The organism is Legionella sp. PATHC032 (assembly GCF_026191185.1).
GTDB lineage: Bacteria > Pseudomonadota > Gammaproteobacteria > Legionellales > Legionellaceae > Legionella.
The window spans coordinates 1,011,522-1,035,362 of the sequence record NZ_JAPHOV010000001.1 but is presented as its reverse complement, the minus strand read 5'-3'; the positions used below and the strand labels follow the sequence as shown (position 1 = coordinate 1,035,362).

Here is a 23,841-nt window from a genome sequence, read left to right as displayed (position 1 = left end):
TCTCGATTTTTATCTACCTAATCATTGGGCGCTGGTTGGTACAAAACTCAACTCATATAAAAATAAACATGAGATATTTGCTTATAAACAGCTGTTAAGTTCCCTTATAAACCACCAATTGCATAGAATCTGGGTCTTGTAACATAGAGATAACTTGTTCTGCTTCTTTTACTGCTTTTGCTGTATTACTTGTGAACACCTTGGTGTCCTTCTTTATCTTATCCAGTTCTTTTTGAGCTTCTATCAATTTCTCTTCCAAAGGCCCAGGCAGAGAATCCAACACTCTCATCTTGAATAAAAACGCCTCCACCTTTAAACGTTTCTCTCGACCTATTCTCAAGTCACCAAAAAATTGCTGCGCATTTAAACCAAGATAAGATTCCAAAGGAGCAGTAATGACTTTTAATTCCGGTGTCTTGAATCGCATTCCCTCACTGGTATTATGGCTAGCCAATATTAAATCTCTACATAAATTGGCAGCTGTATCAAACTCTGATTTTTCCTTAGTCTCAGGCGAGGGTAACATGGGTTTTAAAAGCGCAGAACCAATTTGCAAACTCACATCAAGAAATTGGCGCGAAGCCCAAAAAGTCATTTCAAGCAAGCGAACCAATAGAGTGGTCGATGCAGTTGCAGTAATAATACTGATTTCTTGCAAAGTGCAGCCTATTTTTTTTAATTGACTGGATTCAGTGCTCTCCAGGTACTGCCCTCCTTTCAATAAAATAAAATAGAGCGCATAGATAGCAAACAACTCTTCTGCAAAAAGAAAAGTACCATAACTGGCAAATACTACTGGAATAAATCGAAGTAAAACTCTAAGTCCCCTAGGTTTTATTTTGCCAGTGTCATCAAAAAAACCACTGGATTGATCTAATAAATCAATTAAACTGTTACAAAAGCTCTGGCCAGAATAGGTCGTTGTCTTGGCTCTTAAACTTTCCAGCCATTGTTTAAAATCATCCTTGCTTTTGATATCTCCTAAACTACTATCTTTGAATTTTTCAGGTGAAATTAATTTTTCGTAACACAAGCCAAGTATCTTAAAACACGCTCCATTACTGTTGCTCTGAGATAAATTATTCTCCAGCCAAACCATTTCTGGCGAAAATCCTGAAGAATGATCGGGGTGAAAGCAGAGAGTTAGTCTTTTATAATTTTTAACAATTTTTTCTTTTTCTGGTCCATCTATCAATAATTGCTGGTTAATAAATCTTGCGAAATCTCTTTCCAATCTCAATAAGGTATCCTTATCTAATTGGGACTTATAACAATTATTAGTTGTGTCCCATTCCGCATACAATCTTACAAAATTTTTTAATTCCCTTTCTATAGTCATAATTACTCCCTTAATAAACTTGACTACGATTTATAGAGTCTAATTTACTTTATTGAGATAGTGATTCCTTTGCAAATAGCGCGTAAATAAACCAACAAGCAACATGCTGATATAAAATCCAGCCATAACATCACTTAAATAATGATGATATAAAATAACCCTGGTAGCAACGACAAGCAAGGCTACTCCGATAAAGAGGAAAAAATACCTTGGAAAGAGAAATCCGAGTCCCGCAGCCAAAGCAGTTATAGTAATAGAATGGCCTGACGGAAATGACCAATAATTGTCATTGCGTTGAAACCAATAGAACCCGTAGAGGTTATTATCAAACAAGAGATCTGGTCGAGCGCGGCTAAGGCTAATTTTTAATACAAAAGTCAATAAATTAGGTAGCAAAACACAGCCCAATAAATACCAGGACCTGATTTCATATTGCTTATTTTGCTGAATGTACCGAAAGTATAATGCGGTGATTAAAAACAATGCCACATAAATCTTCCATTTTCCCAAAGCTGTCAAGTATGTTAATGCATGAACATTTACTCGAAGATCCAGGTTGTGGAAATAAATGGCCAATGTTCTATCCAAAAAATAATAAGAGAGAACAACAAGGGTAATATAGATTATTATTACCCAGATTTTTGTCATGAAATTAAAAGTTTTCTCGAATTGCGTCATCAAAACCAAGCCTTATAAATCCTCATATCAAATGGAATCATATAAGATGCTTTCGATTTAGCCAAGATCCCCTTGTCATTAATTAGAAATTATGAATCATACAATTTTTCATCAACTCTTGTTATTAAGGAGTAGAATTCGTTAAAATCAGGATCTTTATTAAATACATCAGAATATTAATGCCAGAATTCACGTTAATTCAACAAATATGTATTTGGGCTTTACCAGTATTATTAGCTATTACTTTTCATGAGTTAGCTCATGGTTACGTTGCCTACCGCTGCGGTGATAACACAGCTAAAATGTTTGGTCGTTTGACATTAAACCCTATCAAACACATTGATCCAATCGGTACCGTTCTATTGCCCCTTTTAATTGGCGTGATAACAAACTTCAATTTCGTAATTGGCTATGCAAAACCGGTTCCAGTTAACCAAAGTCAACTGAGAAAACCACGACGAGATATGATATTGGTAACGCTTGCGGGGCCATTGACTAATCTGATAATGGCATTCCTATGGGCTGGATGTTTTAAAATTGCAACTTTCTTAAATCCTCAAAGTTCAATGGCTGCTTTATTCTTGCTTGTTACAGCTCGAGCGGGAATGATGATCAATTTAATTCTTGCCTTTTTAAACTTAATCCCTATTCCTCCCCTTGATGGCAGCAAAGTCTTAATAAATCTATTGCCAGCAAGACAAGCTATCGCCTATGCCAAATTAGAACCATTTGGTTTTCTAATATTGATTGTATTAATTTTTACTAATGTATTGGGATATATACTCACTCCCCTCATCTACGGTTCATTATATATTTTAAGCGCGATTTTTAATTTATGAACATTTTAGCAGATGCTTTATTGCCAGGATTGGATAGTGCTTTTCCACCGCCATTTAACCTGACCTTGTATCATAATGCTGATGAAGTTCCAGAGTTACTTCATCATAAGGACATTCTTCTTTGTCGTTCAACACTAAAAATCAATAGTGTTTTACTAAAAAACCATCAAATAAGAGTTGTCGCAACCGCAACCAGTGGAACCGATCATATTGATTTTTCTTTTCTAGAATCGCAAAACATATCTATTATTGATGCCAAAGGATGTAATGCCATATCAGTTGCTGACTATGTTGTTGCTTGCCTTGCCTATTTAGATAAACAGCAATTTATTCAAGGTAAAACAGCAGGAATTATAGGTTTAGGGCAAGTAGGTACTAAAGTTTATGAACGATTAAATGCCGCCGAATTTCAGTTATGCCTTTATGATCCACCCAAAATGACCAGAGATACTTCTTTTCAAAGCTGCTCTCTTGAAGATCTTTTCGAATGTGACCTCTTATGTGTCCATGCTGAATTAAATAACGATTCTCTCTATCCCAGCCTTAATTTAATGAATCAGGATTTTCTCAAGAAATTAAAACCTGGCTGCATTATTATCAATGCTTCTCGAGGAGGTATCGTTAATGAAGAAGCCCTGTTGCGTCTTGGCTCCACCATATTGTATTGCACTGACGTCTACAATAACGAACCTCATATAGATAAGCGGATTGTCTCCAAAGCAACACTTTGCACACCACATATTGCAGGACACAGCCTCGAAGCTAAATTTGCTGCCGTCACAATCGTAAGTCGTAAATTACATCAAATGCTTGGTCTTCCATACCCCGAATTTGCAAGCCCTGAAAAACCTTATAGACTAAATGAAAACAGCGACTGGAGAGAGTTGGCTTTATCAATATATAACCCAATTCATGAAACATTACTGTTAAAACAAGCTGAAAATCTATCCTCCGCGTTCTTGACTCTTCGCAAGAATCATCATTATCGTCATGATTTTGCAACTTATTTTGGTTCTGATTCAATAAAAAAATATCCATTATTAGGTCAAGGAGTAGATGTCTGTTTCTAATAATTAACCCCCTATCCTGGAATTTTAATTATTCATCAAACGTCTTACTACCTCTTGATCAGAAAAAGCATGTTTTGTATTCCCTATCTGCTGGTACGATTCATGTCCTTTTCCTGCAATTAATATGATATCGTTATGTTCAGCCTTCCTTAGAGCATAAGCAATTGCCTCTTCTCTATTCACCAGTTTAGAAACCGGTGCAGAGGCAGGAATGCCACAAGCAATTTCATTTAAAATAATTTCCGGATCTTCACTTCTTGGATTATCACTGGTAATGACAATATTATCGGCGTACATGCTGGCTGCCTTTCCCATAATAGGCCGCTTAGTTTTATCCCTGTCGCCGCCACAACCAAATACAACCCACAATCTCCCTTTTTTTATTTGTTTTAAGGTGATAAGAACATTTTCCAATGCATCAGGAGTATGAGCATAATCAACAAGAACATATGGGGATTGAGCGACAATTTCCATTCGGCCAGGAGCCGCTTTTAATTCAGCCATAATTTGCACTACTTTTTCTGGATTATACCCGCTGGCAAGCAAACTGCCATAAACAGCCAGGCTATTATAAATATTAAACTTACCCAGTGCTTTAATCTTTAGAAGGTGGTGCCCCCAAGGAGATTTGACTTCAATTTCTGTTCCGGTGATATCCATATTCCATTGGAGCGCTTTCACATCGCAATTTTGATGCATACCGTAAGTCACTTTTTTTACATGAGTCTTTAGCACATTGCTCATGAGATCTTGAAAGTCGTCATCCTGATTAATAATAGCCCATTGCAACTCTGCTCGTTCAAACAACCTCGACTTTGCAGCCCCATAAGCTTGCATTGTCTGGTGATAATCTAAATGATCGAGCGTTAAATTGGTAAATATAGCCTGACTAAATTCGAGAGAGTCGACTCTATGCTGGCTCAACGCATGAGAGGATACCTCCATACAAACCTGTTTAATTCCCCCTTCTTTATATTGATGCATCAACCTCTGCAAACAAAGAGCATCTGGCGTAGTATTTTCCAAAGGTTTTAAGGAATCCACCCTGCCTTGCCCTATAGTCCCAATGTAAGCCGAGTGCTGCCCGAGTAAATCATGTGCCTGTGCCAACTGATAAGCAATAGTCGTCTTGCCATTTGTGCCAGTTACCCCAGTTAAACCAAGAAATTGGGATGGGTTATTAAAAAACCGTTTCGCTATTTCTCCTAATTTTTCAGCTAATTGGGGAATGGCTATGCAGGGAATTGCTGTTGGCAAAGTAATTCCCTGCGGTAAATTATTGGGCTCATAAACCACAGCGACAGCACCTAATGCCACAGCTTTTTCTATATATAATCGACCATCGGAAGCTGCCCCTGGATAGGCTGCAAATAAATCCCCTTCTTTCACCAAACGACTGTCATTTTTTATGTCACTAACAGTGCCATCAATAATGTCCCTTTTAATCCACGGTTCTAATAATTGGGTTAGTTTCACAAAATTGGCTCCTATTCTCTTTAACTAACTGGCTCATCAGTAGGAATATTGAATAAGCGTAAAGCACCTGACATGACTTTCGCAAATAAGGGTCCTGCCACAGAGGCAGCATAATAACCCTTTCGTGAAGGTTCATGAATAATGACAGCGACTACAAATTTTGGTTTGGAAACTGGTGCTATCCCAATAAAACTGGCTGTGTATTTCCTGTCTTTATATCCATTCTTTCCGGCAACTCGTGCTGTTCCAGTTTTTCCAGCTACCCTATAACCAGGAACCCTTGCTCCCTTACCTGTACCCTTATTCATTACCGCTTCCATCATTAATAGTACATTTTCAGCGGTTTTAGGCTGCATCACTTGAATGCCATTACTGGGGGTATCATTGTGAATCAAAGTCACAGGTATTAATCGTCCTTTATTTGCAAAAATTAAATTGGCTTTAGCCAATTGCAGTGCAGTAACAGACAAGCCATAACCGAAACCTAATGTGGCTAAAACGAATGGGTTTGCATCCTTGGCTTTTACTATGCCTCCTTCACTTTCACCCGGGTATGCCAACTCAGAGCGTTGCCCAAAACCACATTTTTGCAAAAACCCGATTAATTGCTCAGCTGGAGTGGATAATACCATTTTTGTAACACCCACATTACTGGAATGTTGTAATATTCCGGTAACATCTAAAACACCATAATTATGGATATCTCTTACTGTTCTGCCATGGACAGTCATCCATCCTGGATTAGTATCAATAATGGTATCCGGAGTAAATAAGCCTGTTTCCAATGCACTGGCGATACTGAATGATTTAATGACAGACCCAGGCTCGAAAGTATCGGTGAAGGCTCTGTTGCGGTAGGTTTCCTTATCATAATGCCCACGTGCGTTAGGATTATAAGATGGAACATTAGCCACAGCCAGGATCTCACCATTTTCAGCATCTATTACAACTACAGACCCGGATTTGGCAGAAAACTCTTCGACTGTTTTACCTAATTCGCTATAAGCTAAATATTGTAGTCGTCTATCTATACTCAAAGTTAACTCATGTCCCGGGCGTGGTTCCTTCAAAACCCCCAGATCTTCGACAACTCGTCCTAATCGATCTTTGATTACTCTTTTTTTACCAACGACTCCCATAAGCCAATCTTGATAAGCCAGCTCAATCCCCTCCAATCCTTGATCATCGACATTGGTAAATCCAATTAATGGGGAAATACTATCTGAATCTGGATAATAACGTTTGAATTCTTTTTGAAAATTAACACCTGGGATTTTTAAAGCTTCGATCTTTTTCGAAAGGGGTGGAGGTAACTGTCTTTGTAAATAAACAAACTCCCGATTTTCAGCTCGGACAATTTTTCTACTTAATTCTTTAGGTGCCAAATTCAGGTATTTAGCTAACTGCATAAATTGTTCTTCATCCGGAGAAAATTCCTTTGGATTGACCCAAACCGATTCAACAGGTGTGCTCACAGCAAGCGGAGTACCATTTCTATCGGTAATCATACCTCGATAGGCAGGAATATCTATAACTCGGATGCTGCGCGCATCACCCTGGCCCTGCAAAAATTGTCTATGCAGAACAGTGAGATCAACCATTCTCCATATCAAAACAGCCAAAATCAAAGAGAAAAAAACAGCGACAGTAACCAGCCTGGCAAAATGGTGTGTTTTTTTCATATATGACTACTCATAAATAGTATTAACTATGCACGCAACAATAAATTAGTGAAAATATACTTGAAGCCTCTTCCTCAAAATTACCTTAGGCTTAAACATAAGGCACATATACCTGCCTGGTATTTATCAGGCTATTTTACACTTAGTCTTCCATGACACCCTGGAAAGAAGATTAATGACGTGTAAGTGTACATGAAGCTTTCAATTTTTTCGAGGTGATTTCCTCCGCAATACAGGGCAAAATCAAGCTTTGATTATATAATGCAAAATCTGGAAACACTTTAACCCCTCCAAAATGACTCACTTATTGAGGATGCAGTAAGTAAGTATTTGCTGAAGTTGGTAAAGTCATTCCCAATTTTTCTCTGGCTAATTCCTCAACTCGAGCTGGAGTTGCCAAACTGGCCTGTTCCAATAATAATTGCCCCCATTGCAATTGTAAAAAATGGGTTTGCTGTTCCTCTTGTTGTACTTGACTGAGAGTTAATCTGTAGGAATTAGTGCTATATATAACTGCAAAAGCACTGACTAACACGGCAGCTAACAATACTATCAACATATAGAGTGATTTTGACATTTGCATATCTGCCAATTGACCATTAAATAAATTACCTTGATTAATGACTTTCGCTGCAGCGTTCATGCTAATTTCTCCCCTATCCTAAGTACTGCACTTCGAGATCTAACATTTTCCTTTATTTCGCCACTCTGTGGTTTCACTGCTTTACCTACTTTTTTAAAATTGGTCTTTAGTGCTTCATATTTGATTGGAACTTCAACAGGCGGCCTGTTGCCTTGCTCTTTATCTCTCATAAATTGTTTGACTATTCGGTCTTCCAAAGAGTGGAAACTGATAACTGCAAGGCGTCCTCCTGGGCCCAAGACCTCCAGACATTGTTCTAAACAATTACTCAAATCTGTTAATTCCTGATTGACATGTATTCGAATCGCTTGAAATACACGGGTTGCAGGATGTTTGTGTTTTTCCCATTTGGGATTTGCTTCTTTAACAATTTCTGCTAATTGCAAAGTGGTTGTTATTGGTTTTAGTTTTCTTGCATCAACAATAGCTTTTGCAATCCTTCCTGCAAATCTTTCCTCACCGTAAGCCCTGAATACATGAGCCAGCTCGTGGACTTCTGCTTCGTTGACAAAATTCGCAGCATTAATCGATTGAGTTAAATCCATGCGCATATCAAGAGGACCTTGCAGCATAAAACTAAAGCCTCTTTCTGGATTATCCAACTGAGGCGAAGACACACCCAGATCAAGTAAAATACCATCGACGGCTCCAAGTACTCCTGCTTGTGATGCAAATTCCTTGATATGCGCAAATGAACCGTGAAAAATTTGAAATCGTTTATCCAAACCAAAATAATCCTTGGCATATTGAACCGCATCGAGGTCCTTATCTATTGCAAACAGTCTACCTTTATCGCTTAAATGATTTAAAATCTCGCGGCTGTGGCCTCCTCGGCCAAAAGTTCCATCAAAATAGATACCATCAGCTTTTATAGCCAAACCTTTGATTGATTCATGTAATAAAACAGATTGATGCTTTGCCATTTCTCTTTCCGTTATAAAGAAAACGTTTTCATTTCCTCGGGTAACCCATCCGTCATGGAAGCTTCTTCTGCCAGCCATTGCTCACGTTTGGATTCCCATAATTCTTTATTCCAAACTTCAAATTTATTTCCCTGGCCTATCATCACGACATCTTTTTCTAACTTCGCATAATTTCTTAAAACTGTGGGTAAAAGTACTCGTCCATTCGCATCAACCTCCACGTCAGTGGCATGTCCGATTAACAGACGTTGAATTCGTCTTGCTGCGGCATTAAAACTTGGTAGCTTCTGCAAATTGTCTTCGATAATTTGCCATTGCGCTGCTGTATAAAGGAGTAAGCAGGTTTCTTCGGTATCAATAGTCACCACAAGAGGTATTTTATCCTCAGCACCCAAGGCACTTCTGTAACGCGTAGGAATAGCCAGGCGTCCTTTAGTGTCTATAGTGATGGCATTAATTCCACGAAACATATTTTTTCCCAAGTGAAGGAGAATTACTCTCCCACAATTCTCCACTTTTTTATTATTTTAACCCACTTTTCTACACTATAGGAACACATTTCTACACACGTCAAGCTGAAATACCACTTTTGGAGTAATTTTTTTTATGAACTAAAGAAGCAAACCCAAAATTTGCAATTAATTTGATCCAGAAGAATAATTTATGAACAAATATGTGCTCACTCAGGACTTACAATAAATCCCAAGGTCGAGGTAAAAAATGTTTTTAATGAGGGAGTTTAGATAAACTAAATGACCGAATTAAAAACATTTTTTAACAAAGAGATTGAGGGATTATCGTAAGTCCTGCCACTGTCATTAGAGCTCTTACATAAACTGATTATTTTGTTTCAAGGTAAATTGTAGATGTTATTTACTTAGAGCAAATGAGCACTGCAGAAACATTTGCAAAGCGGTAATAAAATGAAAGAGGCGGATTATGCAAGTGAGCGATTTAGAATTGTTTGGCTCATGCCTTGAACTTGAATTAATTAACAAAACAGCAGAAAGAGTCCAGAGTTTTTCTAATAGAAAGCGAAAGGCAAAAACTAAAAATGGAAATCCAGACAAAAACAAAAAGGTTTCCGGACTTATAAGACTTGCAGTCCTCTTTTTTGATTAACTTATCAGAATACGAAACATTCCATAAATTCCTTGAGAATAGACAGAAGTATATCTGATATAAACCAAAACCTTTTATTGCTCAGGCAGTATTCATCATAGCCGCTAATCTTATCCCCTGGAGAACCAAATCTGGCACAAGATGGTCATAAAGCCCCTGCTTATCAAATAAAGACGCAAATCCTCCTGTTGCCAAAATTAGTATTTTATCACCATTGAACGCTTCATGATGAATTCTTTGAATTAATTCTTTACATGCACCAAGGACACCGTAGTAGACTCCAGACTGAATGCTTTCTATAGTAGAACGCCCTACCACACTGTCAGTCTTGATAATTTCAACGGAAGGTAATTTTGCAGTGTTTTTTGACAAAGCGTCAGCAGATAACCTAAGACCTGGCAAAATAGCTCCACCTAAATATGCTTTTTTATGAGAAATAGCGCAAAAAGTAGTTGCTGTACCAAAATCAATAACAATAATATTTTGATTAGGAAAACTATGAGTGGCAGCAATAGCATTTGCAATTCGGTCTGCTCCAACCTCAACCGGATTTCTATATTTGATATTCAATCCAGTCTTAACTCCTGCCTGTAATAAAAACGGGTCAATTGAAAAATACTTCACACAGGCTGACCGCAATGAATAATCCACTTGGGGTACTACTGAACAAATAGCAATTTTTCTAATTGTCTCAGGAGAGCAATTATTTTCACGTAAAACACTTTTAAGAAAGATGCCCAATTCATCCGAAGTACTTACCTTGGAAGTGTGACGAAACCGGAGTTTAATCTCGTCTCCATCAAATACTCCACCATATATATGCGAGTTTCCTACATCAATACACAGAATCATTATTCAGATCTACTTTTTAAATGGCATAATTAAGTGATTTGTGATTATAGGTCTTAGACACTATTTCAGCAATCCCGGAAAGAAATAGCCTTATATTAAGGGCATTCTATAATTATTGCTTCAAATTATTGTTGAATCAGCTTTGCTCCCAACCCCAAATTTAGCTGGACTTCTTACACAAAACCATTGTCTTTTTGTCTGAACAAGATAATAAAATCATCCAATAAAAAAACCCCGCAATAAGCGGGGGAGTAGTGGAGAATCTTTACTTATTAATAAGGTTTAACGATTACCGAAGTTCCAACATCAATAAAGTTTTGATTTAACCATTTTGCAGCGCTTGGTAAAACCCGAATGCAGCCATGACTTGCGTTATAGTTTGGAACTTCATAGGCAGCATGTATTGAATAACCGCCATGAAAATGCATGCAATAAGGCATTTTTGCTCCACCTCCAGTTTCTATTGGATAAATACTCGAGGTACACTCCTCCCCTTTCTTGGAATAAACTTTAAAGCTGCCTGTTACAGTCCGACAAGGTCTGCCAACATCCTCACAAAAATCTTTTCCTCCTGAAGCGCTACCAGTTTTAACTCGATTACCCTGGGCATCGTAAGCTGCCCAGGCAGTAGCTTTAGGATCAAAAATAAATACCTTTTTACCTGTAGCTTGTCTTTTCTCAGGAAAATAACTAGAACCCTTTCTATCGGATTCCATACTCATAGTGTAATGTGTATAGCCAGCATCATCGACTATGGCCGTTGATCTATCCATGGATGCACAAGAGGCAGCCAAGACACAAACTGGAACTAACAGTATTTGTTTTTTCACTTTCTATCTCCCTCTTTATCTTTTTAACTATATCGGGAGCAATTTGAATAAGTTTAGGCTTTTTTATAAAAAATTTTTACTACTTGTATTCTTTATGATCTAATAGGTTATTTAATGGCTTCTTTTGAGCCTGTTTGGGAACCATCGCAATGATAGCTAAAATCAGCTGTTTATCAGTACATTCAAAGCATCCTCCTCTGGGAGGCATGGCATTAAACCCTTCATCGGTATGTTTAAAAAGCACATCCATCCCTTGTTTCAATCTTGACTCCCATGCCTTTTCATTTCCAATTTCAGGGGCGCCTAAAGAAATCAATGGCTTCCTTCCATGGCAATTAATACAAAAATGATTAAAAATTTTTTTTCCTTCATCTTTTGCACCGGCAATAGACTTTAGAAACTCTCGAGGATGGTGGCTTTCAGAGTACCCTGGCATCGCAATCATAAATAAAATCAATATACAAACAAAATAACAAGGTCTCATGATATACTCCTAAAAATTGGCGCAATACTTGCTTTGGACACAGTACGGTTCAATATAAAAATTCAATAGACTAAGGGAGTTTATGTCGTGAAAAAGTGCATACTAAGCTTTTTCTTATTTTTTGCAAGCACCAGTTTATTTCCAGAATCAAGTCAGTCTCTCGAATTATTAAAAAATAAAATAGAACAATACGTCCTCAATGAATTATCAAATTATACTGAAGGCAAAATTCAGGTTACAGCGGATAATATTGATCCTCGCCTAAACTTAAAAGTTTGTGATGATAATAAACTTGAGGTATTCAATCCTTATCAAACACCCATGCTCAATACCAATACAATGGGCATCAAATGTTTGGAGGAAAACAACCACTGGACCTTATACATACCTGTCAAAGTAACCATATTTAAATCTGTACTTGTGGCAAAACGAGCTTTACTAAAAGGCACGAAAATCAGTCATTCAGATATATATCAAACTGAGCTTGATGTTCAAAAACTGAAACAAGGATATTTTACTGACAGTAAAGAGCTTATTGGATTGGTTTGCAAACATGACATCACACCTAACAGCCCCCTTAATCCTTACAATATTGAATTAGCCAAACTGGTTCATAAAGGAGAACAGGTATCCATAATAGCCTCTAATGACAACTTAACAGTGAGCATGGATGGAATTGCAATGAATGAGGGAGCCCTAGGCGACTCTGTAAAAGTAAAAAATCTTTCCTCAAAACGCATTATTGAAGCTCAAGTCACGGGAAATAAAACTGTGAAAGTTACTTTTTAACTAATACTTTAATTTTTAAGAAAAACTTTAAAAAAAAGATTAAAAATCAACCTTAATTCACTAAAGAAATTGCAAAAGGAGCCGATAAACATGATAAATACGATTGAGGATATTCATATGGTTAACCAAATTAATGACTCAGCCAATTTAAGGCATATCGATATGGACAATCGTATCAATGCAAAACAAAAGGAAGCCAAAAGTCCTATTCTGGAAAATAATTCCGCTGATAGCGTCAATTTAAGTAGTACATCGAAACAACTGGAAGCTTTAAAAGCATCTCTTAAAGATTTACCTGAAATCAATGAGGCACGTGTATTATATTTCAAAGCTGAAATTGAATCTGGGCAGTACGAAATTGATAGTAGCAAGATTGCTCATAGCATGTTAAATAATGTAGAGATGGTTTAAACTGCAGGACGACTTGATGAATAATAACAACAAAGCTAAAACATTAATAACCCAATTAGAACAGGAAATAAACTGGGTAGAAGAACTTAATACTTTATTATCTGAAGAAAAAGAGATACTTTCTACCCGCCAATTCAATCAGCTTGAGACATTAGCCGAGAAAAAACAAGAATTATCAAATAAATTAGAAGCAAGTGCAAAACAACGCATAGATCTGATAAAAGAATCAAATCCCGGCGACAAACCTCATGGACACCTGTTATCTGATTTTCTCAAAAATTGTACTACAGCAGATGGCATTCAAATTAATCATTTAAATAACACTCTTGCAGAAAAATTAAATCTATGTCGTGAATTAAATACCATTAATGGACAAGTCATAGCGAATAACATGTATACCCGTCAACAAATTGTCAATGCCTTGTCAGGAAATAAATCTGATGCTGTCAGTGTTTACACTTCTAACGGGAATTTAGAAAGTCCTTCTGAAAGCAGCCACCATGAAGAAGCATAAGAAATATAAGCCTTAGTATTTTTTAAAATAGCTCTCTATTATGATGCGTCGAGCATAACTACTCAACGCATACGGAGAGCTGCATCCAAACGAATTACCTCTCCATTAATCATCTCGTTTTCAATAATATGCCCCACTAAGGAAGCAAATTCCTCTGGTCTACCCAGACGTTTGGGAAAAGTCACTGTTGCAACCAAATTGTCTTGAATTTCTTGAGGCATATTTAAAAGTAAAGGAGTTGCTATTAACCCCGGCGCAATGGTATTTACTCTTATTGCAAATTGAGCTAATTCACGTGCTGCTGGCAAGGTCATTGATACTATTCCACCCTTTGACGCACTATAAGCTGACTGCCCTATTTGTCCTTCAAAAGCAGCAATGGAAGCTGTATTGATTATGACACCTCGCTCCCGAGAGTTGTTTTCCAACTCCAATCCTGACATAGCATGTGCAGCTATTCGCATAACATTGAATGTACCTATTAAATTGACATCTATTACTTGCTTAAATGATTCCAAAGGCATTGGCCCTTCTTTTCCTACTATGCGTTTTGCTGGAGCAATTCCTGCACAATTGATACAAACCCTTGGTACTCCTACTTGAGAGATGGTTTGTCGCATTGCCTTTTCAACAGATTCATCACTGGTTACATCACAACTAACATAAAGTTGCGCTTCATTTGAGGAACTTTCCTGTTTATCCCAGACCACAACTTTCATGCCATGCTGTTGTAAATATTGTACGCAAGCCTTACCCATACCTGAGGCACCACCAGTTACCAGAGCAATCTGATTATCGAAATTCATTTTCTCTCCAAAGTTCTACCGCTTTAAATTCCAATTTTATTATTCCGCTTAAAAGCATTATTTTATTAGGCCTCTTGCAAAAACTCTTTACTAATCGCTTTAAATTCTGGCGTACCCGCTTTTCTTAACCACTCAAACAGTACCATTTCAGCAGTTATCAAATGGATCCCATTCTGTTTCATCCTTTTTAAACCGTATCTTAAATCAAACTCAGAACGGCTGCTCACACCATCGACAACAACGAAGACATCCAATTCATGGCCCTTCATTTCTAACGCAGTTTGAAGCACACATACATGGGCCTCAATTCCGATAAGAATAAGCTGGTTTTTATTATATCCTTTCAGGAGATTAATATATTGCGGTTCTTGCATACATGAGAAATGAACTTTTTCAATGCATTCTTCTTGATTAATGTAAGAGCTTAAAGGAGATACGGTTCGACCTAAACCTTTAGGATATTGTTCACTAGCAAGAACAGGCACATCCAGTTTTCTGGCTAATTTTATTAACCATTCACATCGTGCTAAAAAAGGCTCGACATTTAATATTGCCGGAGTTAATTTTTCCTGTACATCAATCAAGACCAAGAGAGAATCCGCTCTATTTAGTAACATCCTGACAGCCTCATTCTATTTATTGATCTATATCATATAGCATTAAGAAAAATGAGTGAACCCCGGTTTGAAGTATTATCCATTCCGGGGGAATCATAAACAGGAAAAAATGAAGAGAGTTAAAGCGCTGCAATATCAATAGTTTTCATTTTGACATCCATTTTCTTACCATTTCTTATTATTGAAACAGTAATTTGCTCTCCCACCTTGATTTCTGTTAGCAAATTATATAGGGCGTCGTAGTTTGGAACAGGATGGGCATTCACCCCCACAATAACATCTCCTAAAACAATGCGTCCCCATTGATCTCTATGAGTGCCTCTTAACTTCAATTTGTCTGCGGGAGTTCCAGGCACCACATCAGCGATCAAAATACCTTTTTTAACACCCAACCTTTGAGCAAGATGTGGCTCAACTCGTTGAATACCAATACCAGATAATACCACTCGACCATGATTAATAATTTGAGATGCAATTTTCTGAATATCTTCCGCGGGAACAGCGAAACCAATACCTGCAGAAGAACCCGATCGTGAATAAATCATGGTGTTCATACCAATTAATTGGCCTGCGCTATTTAATAGAGGACCTCCGGAATTACCGGGATTGATGGGGGTATCCGTCTGGATCATATCATAAATTGTTACACCACCTATACCAGGTACTTTTCTACCTAAGGCAGAAATCACGCCCTTTGATAAACTATGATCCAACCCAAAAGGATTCCCAATTGCAATTGCTTTTTGACCAACGATCAGATCATTAAGAGAGACTATTTCAAAGGGTTGAAATGATTTCAAATAATTCAAAGCCTTGAGTGATTTAATTTCAAGGACAGCAATGTCCTTGCGGGGCTCTGAACCAATCACTTTCGCAGGGACAGTCATATTTCCCAAGGTGATTGCTATGTCATCTGCACCATTAATGACATGAAAATTGGTTACAACATGGCCCTTGCTATCCCAAATAATACCGGAGCCAGCACCATCAGGAATATGCGTTTTCTGTAACGCGTAACGACGCTGAACAGTAGCATTTGCCAATCGATGAACATAAACAACTTTGGATGAGGCTTTTTGAAATACTTCAACTGTATTTCGTTCATCTGGAAGAAGCGCATCCAGATTTAAACTAAAAACGGGTCTTGCCAGGATAAAACATAAAACAAAAGGGATAAGTAATAAGTTACGTTGTTGTCTCATCATCTCCATTTAACTCCATACCTGCACGGCTTGCAAATCTCTTGCGAAATGCCTGTCGCGCTAATAATTTATCAATTACTGATTGTGGAAAATCTGTAATAGTAATGATATTTTTATCTATTAAAACATCAATCAAATCTTCAAGTACACGAATCATTTGCAAATCGGATTGTAGAAATTTTAATTTTTTATCGCTTTCACAACGCAACAAAAAATCAACAAATTCTGCATCATTAATGTCAATTTGCTCCGTTACATCTGAGGTCTTCTGGCTATATACGGCACAAATCCGACCATCCTTATCTCGTTTTATGTAGACCACTTTTCATCCTTTTTTTAGCTAATACTTAAATTTAGAAAAAACAGACACATAAACCTTATGTCTGCTATCTCTAAACTCAAGTCTTCTATATTAATTGTAAGCCCAAACCTAAACAAAAGACTTTCATGAATTATTCAAGAAATATCATTAAGTACAAACATGGTATTGTAATATATCCTTTCATAGATGTCATCAATTAACTCAAAAGAGTAATTTTTATGCAAATATTAGCCTCGAGTCATTTTCAGAATCTGATTCATCTCGAGAATCTTCATTATCTGAACGATTAGACTCATCGTCAGAATTGACATCGGTATCACTATAAATCTCATCGTCGTTATTTTCAGAATCATTGATATCACTTTCCGTTTTATCAACATCATCTCGCGCAGCATTCTCCAATTTGGATTGGTCAAAATTAATACCTGATGAAATATTAAAATATTGCAGCAAGAATTGTATAGGTGCCAAAATAATTGTCTTAAATGAGGCAGTTCCAGCATCGATACTTTGTTTAGCAATATTTTCACTGTCATCAGTATGCCGAATATATATTTTTTCTAAAAGTGCTGTATGTTGCTTGTAAAGATGATCCAGACTCTCATTACGTGACTTTTCCTGACCCAACAAATATTCTTGTAAATCCGTATGAGTATCCCACAATGAAGTTCGCCTTTGTTGCAGATGGAGCAATTCACCGTCATAGAATTTTATTTCTTCATCTATCTCCTTCTTTAACCTGTCACAGGCGTCCTTTCGTTCTGTCGAGATTCCCCCCTCAACTATGGCTCCTGATTCCTTGAGAGATACTTGTGCATACCGTTCCACTAATTGAGCTTTTTTACGTAAAATATCCTCAATTTTATTATCCAGATAGATAATCGCATCTTTATTCGCACCAAGAACTTTATAATGAGAATCAAATCGTTTATTGCTTTGCATTTGTTCTCTCATTTTCTCCAGTTCGCCGGCTTCCTGATTTATTGCTTTTCTCTGAGCTTCGTCATTTAAATTTTTATCTCTACTTAATAATAGCTGTCTGATAAATGCGGATAATGCTACAACTGCTCCAAACGACGCAGCACAGATGAGGGCTATAGTCACTGGTTCCATAGTCAACTCCTTAATAGTGCAAATGTATCAATTGGGTGTGTATTTCAACAGCAAAATACCGACTGAACGATTGAAATGAATTGACTTGTGGCCATTGTATTGATTGACCGCTTATCCGGCTCATAGTCGTTTCAAATATTGGCTTAAAATAATGTTTTATAAATGGCTTTACATCTTTTATAGTTGTAAAGTTTTTAACAATAACCGTTGAATTTTCTGCTATCTGAGCCAAGTTTACCCGACTCATAACATCAGAAAGCTCCTCTTGATCTTCAACAGCACATTTCATCCATTCTAAAAGCGCTGAACGAGGCTTGATATTTAACATCTGGTGTCCCTCTTTTAAAGAGGGTTCCATTAAAATAATATGGGAATGCAACTCAAATTTAAAACAACACAAAAAATCAAGAAAACTTGTTTCAATTTCATTATGTGCAGAACGACCTAACCAACGACAAATTTCATGTCTGAACATTGTAGTAAAATGCTTTTCGATCTCGTTAAGAGTATCATCGTCAGAATCATGCTTGGGAATAACATAAGCCGTATTATCAGTATGCAATAACTTTAAACTGGGTAAATTAGCTTCCGGTAATTGTGACGCTAGAAAAGATAAAAATAAATTAGTAGGCTTCAACACTACTATCTCGGATTGTCTTTGATGCATGAGGCTCTCCTTGATTTAATTAACTCCTCCTGATTACATCTCAACTATTAAAATCAACGTCTCATCTCAATTTAGAATCTTAGTCATTATTTTGACTGATACAGAGTTTTCTTCACAAACACGCATGAAGTCATATTTGACCTTCAAAGACTTAAAAAGTCTCTGATATTGTTAAATTTAGAACCAGGACTAGTACATGAACAAATGAACTGGTAATTCATTAACTCAAAAGTCCAAAAAAAAACCTCTCTTATTCAGTCTAATTTGCCTATATGATAGTTTCAATAGTTAAACAGAATTTTTTTGAGAATATTTTCTCAATTTGTTAGAATGGACAAATATAGTCTTAAATCTTTCTTGACAGAAACTCCTTTATCTATATGCTTTGGTTTTTAAACTCTGGTTCTATCCCATGAAATTGCTAGGAAAAATTCTACTTGCCTTTACTGCTTTAATGATCTTCGTATCGATTACTTTATGGATTTTAGCAAAAAATATTAAACCCGAAACCATTAAACAGTTGGTTAGCAATAAAATCACAGCAATCACTCATAAGCAAAGTCAAATTGATGGGAGTATTTCCTGGCAATTGTTCCCAAGACCTGGACTCAAATTCAGTAAGATACATATAGGTAATGAAAATTTAAATGACCATTATTCTCTTCAGATTGATACCTTGCTATTAAATTTAAAAATTACTCCTTTGTTGAGAGGAGATTTTGTATTTAGTGAAATTAACATTGATGGACTAAAATTATTTATCAATCAAGAAAATAATGAAAAACGCTACTCTTCTGAAAAAAATGCTAATCAATACAACACAGTAACGTACTCCAATGAGCAATTTGCCATTCAAAAATTATTATTAAGCCATGGACAAATTACCCTTAACAATAAAGGACATTCTACTGTCTTAAAAAATATTCAAATCGGGGCGGAACAATTTAATTTAAGAAACTCGCCCTTTTCATTACAAGTTAAAGCTAAGTTGACTGATGCTGCTTTTTTACAGATAGCCAAAGCTAATATTAATTTTAAAGGTCGAGTTAGCCTATCTCCCTCAATTATTGATGAACTCAATTCAGGAATAAATAACTCTTCCCTAGAAGGACAACTACAAATACAAAATATTTTATTGAATCAATTCGCCATCAAAAAAATCAATACCACCATTAAAACTCATAAAAGAGACATCCAATTTAACCCTCTGACTTTATCACTCTATGATGGTGAGTCGATAGGAGACATGAAGTATGTAATCGCTAACCAACAATTATTACTTAATCAAACGGCAACCAATTTAGATGGAAAAGAATTAATCACTTCTTTATTAAAACATCCTGCAATTAGTGGTAATTTAGATTACTCAATTCATGCCGCAATACCCTTGAAAACACTCAATGTTGAGAACCTTATTAGTAAGGGAACCATTACGCTCAAAGATGGAGAGGTCTATAATATTAATCTTGATCAATTACTTAACAATCTAAAAATAAAACTTAATTCACTTATCACTGAAACTCCAGATAACATAAAAAAACTGACTCAATCAGCGGATTGGGATCAAAATAAAAACACACAAGGTAATACCAAATTTAAATTAGCAAATTTTAAATTTCAGCTACAATCCGGAACGATTAGCAGCGATTCATTTTTGCTGCAGACTGACAAACTCCAGGTGAATGGAGAAGGTCGAATTAATCTGCTAAATCAGGAAATAAATTCCAATATTAAGGCCACATTAAACGACAATAGTACTGACAATACTTTACAAAAAATTCAACAAGCACTGGGCGGCTATTTCCCACTCGTAGTATCTGGCACAGTTGAACATCCCATAGTTTTGCCAGATTTTAAAACAATTAGTCCTGTATTAAGTTCATTAGCGATCAAATCGGCTCTGACAAAACCTTTAAAAATAATACAAAAACCACTTAAAGAGTTAATCCATTGAGTACAAACTCTTTAAATCAACTTTTCAGTCAATTACTGCTTGATTGGTATGACCAGCATGGACGCAAGGATTTACCATGGCAATTACCCCGTTCTCCCTACAGAGTTTGGGTGTCGGAAATCATGTTACAACAAACTCAAGTTCAAACTGTTATTCCTTATTTTAATCGTTTTATAGAACATTTCCCTGATATTTTTTTACTTGCTAATGCAGTGGAAGATGAGGTGCTCTCTCTATGGTCAGGGTTAGGCTATTACAGTCGCGCCAGAAATCTTCACAACACAGCAAAAATAATTAGCGACGAGTATAACGGTATATTTCCTGAAGATCTGAGCATTTTAGTTCAACTGCCAGGAATAGGACCGTCGACAGCAGCAGCGATACTCTCACAAGCTTTTAATAAACCAGCTGCTATTTTAGATGGGAATGTGAAACGAGTTTTATCTCGATTTTTTTTAATCGAAGGTTGGCCAGAACAAGCCCTGGTTAAAAAAAAACTATGGGAGCTTGCATCTTCCTGTATGCCCAATGAACGATGTGCAGATTATACCCAGGCAATTATGGACTTAGGAGCAACATGCTGCACAAGTAAAAATCCTCAATGCTTGCGTTGCCCTGTTAAAAATCATTGCCAAGCCTTTCAAAATAAAAAACAACATCTTTATCCAACAAAAAAAATAAAGAAACAACGGCCAACGTTATCACAACAGTTCCTGGTGTTGCATAATCAACAAAATCAGGTTTATCTGGAAAAAAGGCCCCCCACAGGGTTATGGGGAGGCTTATGGTGTTTACCCAGTATAAATAACCAAACTTGCCCGATTCAGCATATCCAACTCTTCTACAGGTCGCAGGGAGAAAACCCGAAGCTAATTACCCGGTTTAAACACAGCTTCAGCCATTTTCATTTGGAAATAACTGCGTTGAGTATAAGAATACAGTCTACGAGTAATTTTATCTCTGAATCCAGCGGACAATGGTTTACAAAAGAAACATTGCCAACACTGGGTCTTGCCAAACCAACCACCTTGATACTATCCAAATTAATGTTGGGTGGTGCCTAATGAAGAAGTATTTAAAAAACACCAAGTGGTGTATTAGCTGTTAAATCCGGATAAACCAATACAATCTAACAAAAAATTTACAAAGAGTTTATTTATTCATTATTTAATAAATAATGAACAATTACTTTTAATTTACATTTTTTTGTAAAGAAATGTTACAAACTTAACATTTCCTTAATGCTCACTTAATGTTCTCTCCTTATTATTTATTTGCACTTAACAAGAGAGGTAAACATTATGTCTATATTATCCACTGTTTCGCGTGTCATTAATAATTTTTCAACTGAAATTAAAAATAGAGTTGTTGAAGTAGGAAGTAATTTGAAGAAATCAACAGAAGAGTTTATTGGCGAGGTAGTCATAAAAGCTGCTGTTAATCGTTTGAAACAAGGAATGCTGAATGCTTTGTCTCCTTCCGATGACACCATCAAAGATGGTGGTAATGATTTATCCACAAATAACCCTGACATTGAAGAGGTATCTAGCCCTACTCTAAACTCAAAGAAAAAAACAGAGGCAAGTACCTCGTTGGCTGGCAGTACAGGTATAATGCAGAAATTGTTGGGTAATATTGGCCTCAATTCTGAACAAAGTATAGAAGTATTGTCCAAACATTTTAATGGTGCTGTTGAGCGTTTTACCCAGGATGTTTCAAAGGCTGCAAATGAAGCCGTATGTGAAAAGATCAAAAGTATACAGCCGGAAGATGTAATAAAGGGTATTAATGGTTTAATCGGCAACACTCTCAAAGTAGACCCTGAGTCCAGTGACAATAACATATCATTCAGGCTTGAGAGTGCCGTACAAATCCTGGGACTGATTCTTGCAACCATGGGTATGCTGATGCTTGTATCTCAAAGCAAATTACCCGAACAGAAAACTCTAGAGATAGAACATCTGCCAACTGAAGAAATTCAACCGCCTTCCTTAGCTATTCATTAAGACCTGTTGGCAACTTGTTCCCTCAAGCTACGTAGCGCGAATAGTTTACGCCACGTTGCTTGGGGAATTGTCAATACATTCTATAAATTCCTTAATTATTTGTTTTGATTATCGCATTTGCCCTTTTCATGAAAACCGAGCACTTTTTTTATTAGCACGGTGATTACGCTAGCTCCTGGTAGAGTTTTCAAGTGTTAGTCTTGCCTGTTTAACATCACGATGATTATTCCAGGACTTACGCCCCTCTCCAATCTCTTTGTTAAAAAATGTTTTTAATTCCGTCGTTTAGTTTATCAAAACTCCCTCATTAAAAACATTTTTTGCCTTGGCCTTGGGGACCGTAAGCACTAAAGATCCAGTACCGTAGTGAAAGATGCTAAGGAGCACAAAAATAAAGGTTTTGCGTCCTGACAGAACCTAAATATAAAATTAAACTTAATACTTATAAGTATATCCTATAAACCATTCTCGTATTATTATCACTAAAAAATATCGAGTACAAAAATGAATCCTATTCTGAATTTGATTATCAGCTTTATTGCCCTTCTTTGGGCTGCCAATCATCTGGTTGTTGGTGCCTCAGGGCTGGCTATTCGTTTTCAATTATCGCCACTTATCATTGGCTTGACCATTGTTGCTTTGGGTACAAGTGCCCCCGAATTATTTATCTCTATCATCTCTTCTTTAAAAGACAAAGATGATATGGCAATTGGAAATGCCATTGGCTCAAACATTGCGAATATTGGCTTGATTTTAGGGATTATAATCCTTATCAAACCAACCTCTTTCGATTACAATAAACTAAAAAAAGCATACCCAATATTGATAATTGCCATGCTGTTTGCATACAGTTTAATACTTGATGGTTACTTGGGGACTATAGATGGTTGCCTTTTTTTGATCGGATGTATAGCAGTACTCTGTTATTTCATTTATTTGGCTAATCACTCACATAAAAAAAATTTATCAGTTAATGAATTTAGACCTGCTATACTTTCCTATCGTTCAACAGCCTCTAATTTATTGAGTATCGCAATAGGTTTATTGATTCTGCCTATTTGTTCAAAATACATAGTTTATAATGCATCTGAAATTGCGAAATGGATTGGTATAAGTGAACTCACCATTGGCTTGACCATTATTGCTATAGGTACCTCCCTGCCAGAACTCACAACAGCCCTTGTTGCCGCTATCAAAGGAGAAGATTCTATAGCGATTGGTACGATAATTGGCTCAAATATTTATAACCTCATGTTAATTTTAGCCATCCCGGGATTACTAAACCCAACTAAAATTAGCAGCGTGGTATTATGGCGTGACATGCCAGTGATGCTTTCCATTACCTTACTTTTATTGTTTTTAAATTACTATTATCAAAAAAAGACATCCTCCTGGCCTGGGGGGGTACTTTTACTTGTGTATTTTTGTTACATGGCTTCTTTGATTATTAACGCGTACAGTTAGCGAAAACTAACCTCTCCCGGGTTTTACCCATGTTTTTT

At 36.7% G+C, this 23,841-nt stretch carries 26 protein-coding genes; 10 read left to right on the top strand and 16 right to left on the bottom strand.

The genetic code is table 11. The features are described from left to right. Positions 1–94: 94 nt before the first annotated feature. Together OQJ02_RS04780 and OQJ02_RS04775 are read right to left on the bottom strand one after the other, a co-directional pair. Positions 95–1,339 (bottom strand): J domain-containing protein, encoded by a 1,245-nt coding sequence (locus tag OQJ02_RS04780; RefSeq protein WP_265718105.1) that lies wholly within the window; start codon positions 1,337–1,339, stop codon positions 95–97. A 39-nt stretch (positions 1,340–1,378) separates the two neighbouring features. Further along, positions 1,379–2,017, bottom strand: coding sequence for a phosphatase PAP2 family protein (locus tag OQJ02_RS04775; protein WP_265718104.1), 639 nt, complete (start codon positions 2,015–2,017; stop codon positions 1,379–1,381). Between the two features lie 179 nt (positions 2,018–2,196). On the opposite strand from OQJ02_RS04775, the gene OQJ02_RS04770 reads away from it, so the two are divergent. Both OQJ02_RS04770 and OQJ02_RS04765 read left to right on the top strand, forming a co-directional pair. Next, positions 2,197–2,856 (top strand): site-2 protease family protein, encoded by a 660-nt coding sequence (locus tag OQJ02_RS04770; protein WP_265718103.1) that lies wholly within the window; start codon positions 2,197–2,199, stop codon positions 2,854–2,856. After that, the gene (locus OQJ02_RS04765) at positions 2,853–3,926 is read left to right on the top strand and encodes a 4-phosphoerythronate dehydrogenase (RefSeq protein ID WP_265718102.1); all 1,074 of its coding nucleotides are present in this window, start codon (positions 2,853–2,855) and stop codon (positions 3,924–3,926) included. Before OQJ02_RS04770 ends, OQJ02_RS04765 begins: the two co-directional genes overlap by 4 nt. 24 nt (positions 3,927–3,950) lie before the next feature. Here the strand turns inward: OQJ02_RS04765 and OQJ02_RS04760 are convergent, their stop codons facing one another. From OQJ02_RS04760 to mraZ, 5 genes are all read right to left on the bottom strand, one after another. Next, positions 3,951–5,402, bottom strand: coding sequence for a UDP-N-acetylmuramoyl-L-alanyl-D-glutamate--2,6-diaminopimelate ligase (locus OQJ02_RS04760; RefSeq protein ID WP_265718101.1), 1,452 nt, complete (start codon positions 5,400–5,402; stop codon positions 3,951–3,953). Between the two features lie 20 nt (positions 5,403–5,422). Then, positions 5,423–7,084 carry a peptidoglycan D,D-transpeptidase FtsI family protein gene (locus tag OQJ02_RS04755; RefSeq protein WP_011946011.1) on the bottom strand — a complete coding sequence of 554 codons (1,662 nt, stop codon included), beginning with the start codon at positions 7,082–7,084 and terminating at the stop codon, positions 5,423–5,425. 304 nt (positions 7,085–7,388) lie between these two features. Next, entirely contained in the window at positions 7,389–7,727 is a 339-nt protein-coding gene (gene ftsL, locus OQJ02_RS04750; protein WP_011213345.1) for a cell division protein FtsL, read from the bottom strand. Beyond that, a complete protein-coding gene (rsmH, locus tag OQJ02_RS04745; RefSeq protein WP_265718100.1) occupies positions 7,724–8,650 on the bottom strand; it encodes a 16S rRNA (cytosine(1402)-N(4))-methyltransferase RsmH in 927 nt (308 codons plus the stop codon). The genes ftsL and rsmH overlap by 4 nt, the downstream gene beginning before the upstream one ends. 11 nt (positions 8,651–8,661) lie before the next feature. Continuing rightward, the gene (gene mraZ, locus OQJ02_RS04740; protein WP_011213343.1) at positions 8,662–9,120 is read right to left on the bottom strand and encodes a division/cell wall cluster transcriptional repressor MraZ; all 459 of its coding nucleotides are present in this window, start codon (positions 9,118–9,120) and stop codon (positions 8,662–8,664) included. 475 nt (positions 9,121–9,595) lie between these two features. Here mraZ and OQJ02_RS04735 point away from each other — a divergent pair, with 475 nt between their 5' ends. Beyond that, on the top strand, positions 9,596–9,772 hold the full coding sequence (locus OQJ02_RS04735; protein ID WP_265718099.1) for a hypothetical protein: 177 nt from the start codon (positions 9,596–9,598) through the stop codon (positions 9,770–9,772). An 81-nt stretch (positions 9,773–9,853) separates the two neighbouring features. Here the strand turns inward: OQJ02_RS04735 and OQJ02_RS04730 are convergent, their stop codons facing one another. From OQJ02_RS04730 to OQJ02_RS04720, 3 genes are all read right to left on the bottom strand, one after another. Further along, positions 9,854–10,624 carry a type III pantothenate kinase gene (locus OQJ02_RS04730; protein ID WP_265718098.1) on the bottom strand — a complete coding sequence of 257 codons (771 nt, stop codon included), beginning with the start codon at positions 10,622–10,624 and terminating at the stop codon, positions 9,854–9,856. 272 nt (positions 10,625–10,896) lie between these two features. Further along, positions 10,897–11,454 carry a L,D-transpeptidase gene (locus OQJ02_RS04725; protein ID WP_265718097.1) on the bottom strand — a complete coding sequence of 186 codons (558 nt, stop codon included), beginning with the start codon at positions 11,452–11,454 and terminating at the stop codon, positions 10,897–10,899. Between the two features lie 79 nt (positions 11,455–11,533). Beyond that, complete coding sequence (locus OQJ02_RS04720) at positions 11,534–11,938, bottom strand: c-type cytochrome (protein ID WP_265718096.1); 405 nt, start codon at positions 11,936–11,938, stop codon at positions 11,534–11,536. An 87-nt stretch (positions 11,939–12,025) separates the two neighbouring features. On the opposite strand from OQJ02_RS04720, the gene flgA reads away from it, so the two are divergent. The 3 genes from flgA (at position 12,026) to OQJ02_RS04705 (ending at position 13,652) form a co-directional block, all read left to right on the top strand. After that, positions 12,026–12,727: a flagellar basal body P-ring formation chaperone FlgA gene (gene flgA, locus OQJ02_RS04715; RefSeq protein WP_265718095.1), complete on the top strand. Its 702-nt coding sequence runs from the start codon at positions 12,026–12,028 to the stop codon at positions 12,725–12,727. 90 nt (positions 12,728–12,817) lie between these two features. After that, positions 12,818–13,138, top strand: coding sequence for a flagellar biosynthesis anti-sigma factor FlgM (gene flgM, locus OQJ02_RS04710; protein ID WP_265718094.1), 321 nt, complete (start codon positions 12,818–12,820; stop codon positions 13,136–13,138). 16 nt (positions 13,139–13,154) lie between these two features. Further along, on the top strand, positions 13,155–13,652 hold the full coding sequence (locus OQJ02_RS04705; RefSeq protein ID WP_265718093.1) for a flagella synthesis protein FlgN: 498 nt from the start codon (positions 13,155–13,157) through the stop codon (positions 13,650–13,652). A gap of 62 nt (positions 13,653–13,714) precedes the next feature. On the opposite strand, the gene OQJ02_RS04700 is transcribed toward OQJ02_RS04705, so the two are convergent. From OQJ02_RS04700 to OQJ02_RS04675, 6 genes are all read right to left on the bottom strand, one after another. Beyond that, positions 13,715–14,458, bottom strand: coding sequence for an SDR family NAD(P)-dependent oxidoreductase (locus OQJ02_RS04700; protein ID WP_265718092.1), 744 nt, complete (start codon positions 14,456–14,458; stop codon positions 13,715–13,717). A gap of 65 nt (positions 14,459–14,523) precedes the next feature. After that, positions 14,524–15,075, bottom strand: a complete 552-nt coding sequence (locus OQJ02_RS04695; RefSeq protein ID WP_265718091.1) for a hydrolase — start codon at positions 15,073–15,075, stop codon at positions 14,524–14,526. Positions 15,076–15,194: 119 nt separating this feature from the next. After that, positions 15,195–16,286 carry a S1C family serine protease gene (locus tag OQJ02_RS04690; protein ID WP_265718090.1) on the bottom strand — a complete coding sequence of 364 codons (1,092 nt, stop codon included), beginning with the start codon at positions 16,284–16,286 and terminating at the stop codon, positions 15,195–15,197. After that, positions 16,261–16,599, bottom strand: coding sequence for a hypothetical protein (locus OQJ02_RS04685; RefSeq protein WP_265718089.1), 339 nt, complete (start codon positions 16,597–16,599; stop codon positions 16,261–16,263). Before OQJ02_RS04685 ends, OQJ02_RS04690 begins: the two co-directional genes overlap by 26 nt. 216 nt (positions 16,600–16,815) lie before the next feature. Then, the gene (locus tag OQJ02_RS04680) at positions 16,816–17,712 is read right to left on the bottom strand and encodes a hypothetical protein (RefSeq protein WP_265718088.1); all 897 of its coding nucleotides are present in this window, start codon (positions 17,710–17,712) and stop codon (positions 16,816–16,818) included. A 10-nt stretch (positions 17,713–17,722) separates the two neighbouring features. Then, on the bottom strand, positions 17,723–18,379 hold the full coding sequence (locus OQJ02_RS04675) for a hypothetical protein (protein ID WP_265718087.1): 657 nt from the start codon (positions 18,377–18,379) through the stop codon (positions 17,723–17,725). A gap of 412 nt (positions 18,380–18,791) precedes the next feature. Here OQJ02_RS04675 and OQJ02_RS04670 point away from each other — a divergent pair, with 412 nt between their 5' ends. The 4 genes from OQJ02_RS04670 to OQJ02_RS04655 all read left to right on the top strand — a co-directional run bounded on the left by OQJ02_RS04670 (position 18,792) and on the right by OQJ02_RS04655 (position 23,803). Next, positions 18,792–20,333 (top strand): AsmA family protein, encoded by a 1,542-nt coding sequence (locus OQJ02_RS04670; protein ID WP_265718086.1) that lies wholly within the window; start codon positions 18,792–18,794, stop codon positions 20,331–20,333. Continuing rightward, on the top strand, positions 20,330–21,397 hold the full coding sequence (gene mutY / locus OQJ02_RS04665; protein ID WP_265718085.1) for an A/G-specific adenine glycosylase: 1,068 nt from the start codon (positions 20,330–20,332) through the stop codon (positions 21,395–21,397). The genes OQJ02_RS04670 and mutY overlap by 4 nt, the downstream gene beginning before the upstream one ends. Positions 21,398–21,607: 210 nt before the next feature. Beyond that, a complete protein-coding gene (locus OQJ02_RS04660) occupies positions 21,608–22,339 on the top strand; it encodes a type IV secretion protein Dot (RefSeq protein WP_265718084.1) in 732 nt (243 codons plus the stop codon). 504 nt (positions 22,340–22,843) lie between these two features. After that, positions 22,844–23,803 (top strand): calcium/sodium antiporter, encoded by a 960-nt coding sequence (locus OQJ02_RS04655; RefSeq protein ID WP_265718083.1) that lies wholly within the window; start codon positions 22,844–22,846, stop codon positions 23,801–23,803. Positions 23,804–23,841: the final 38 nt, after the last annotated feature.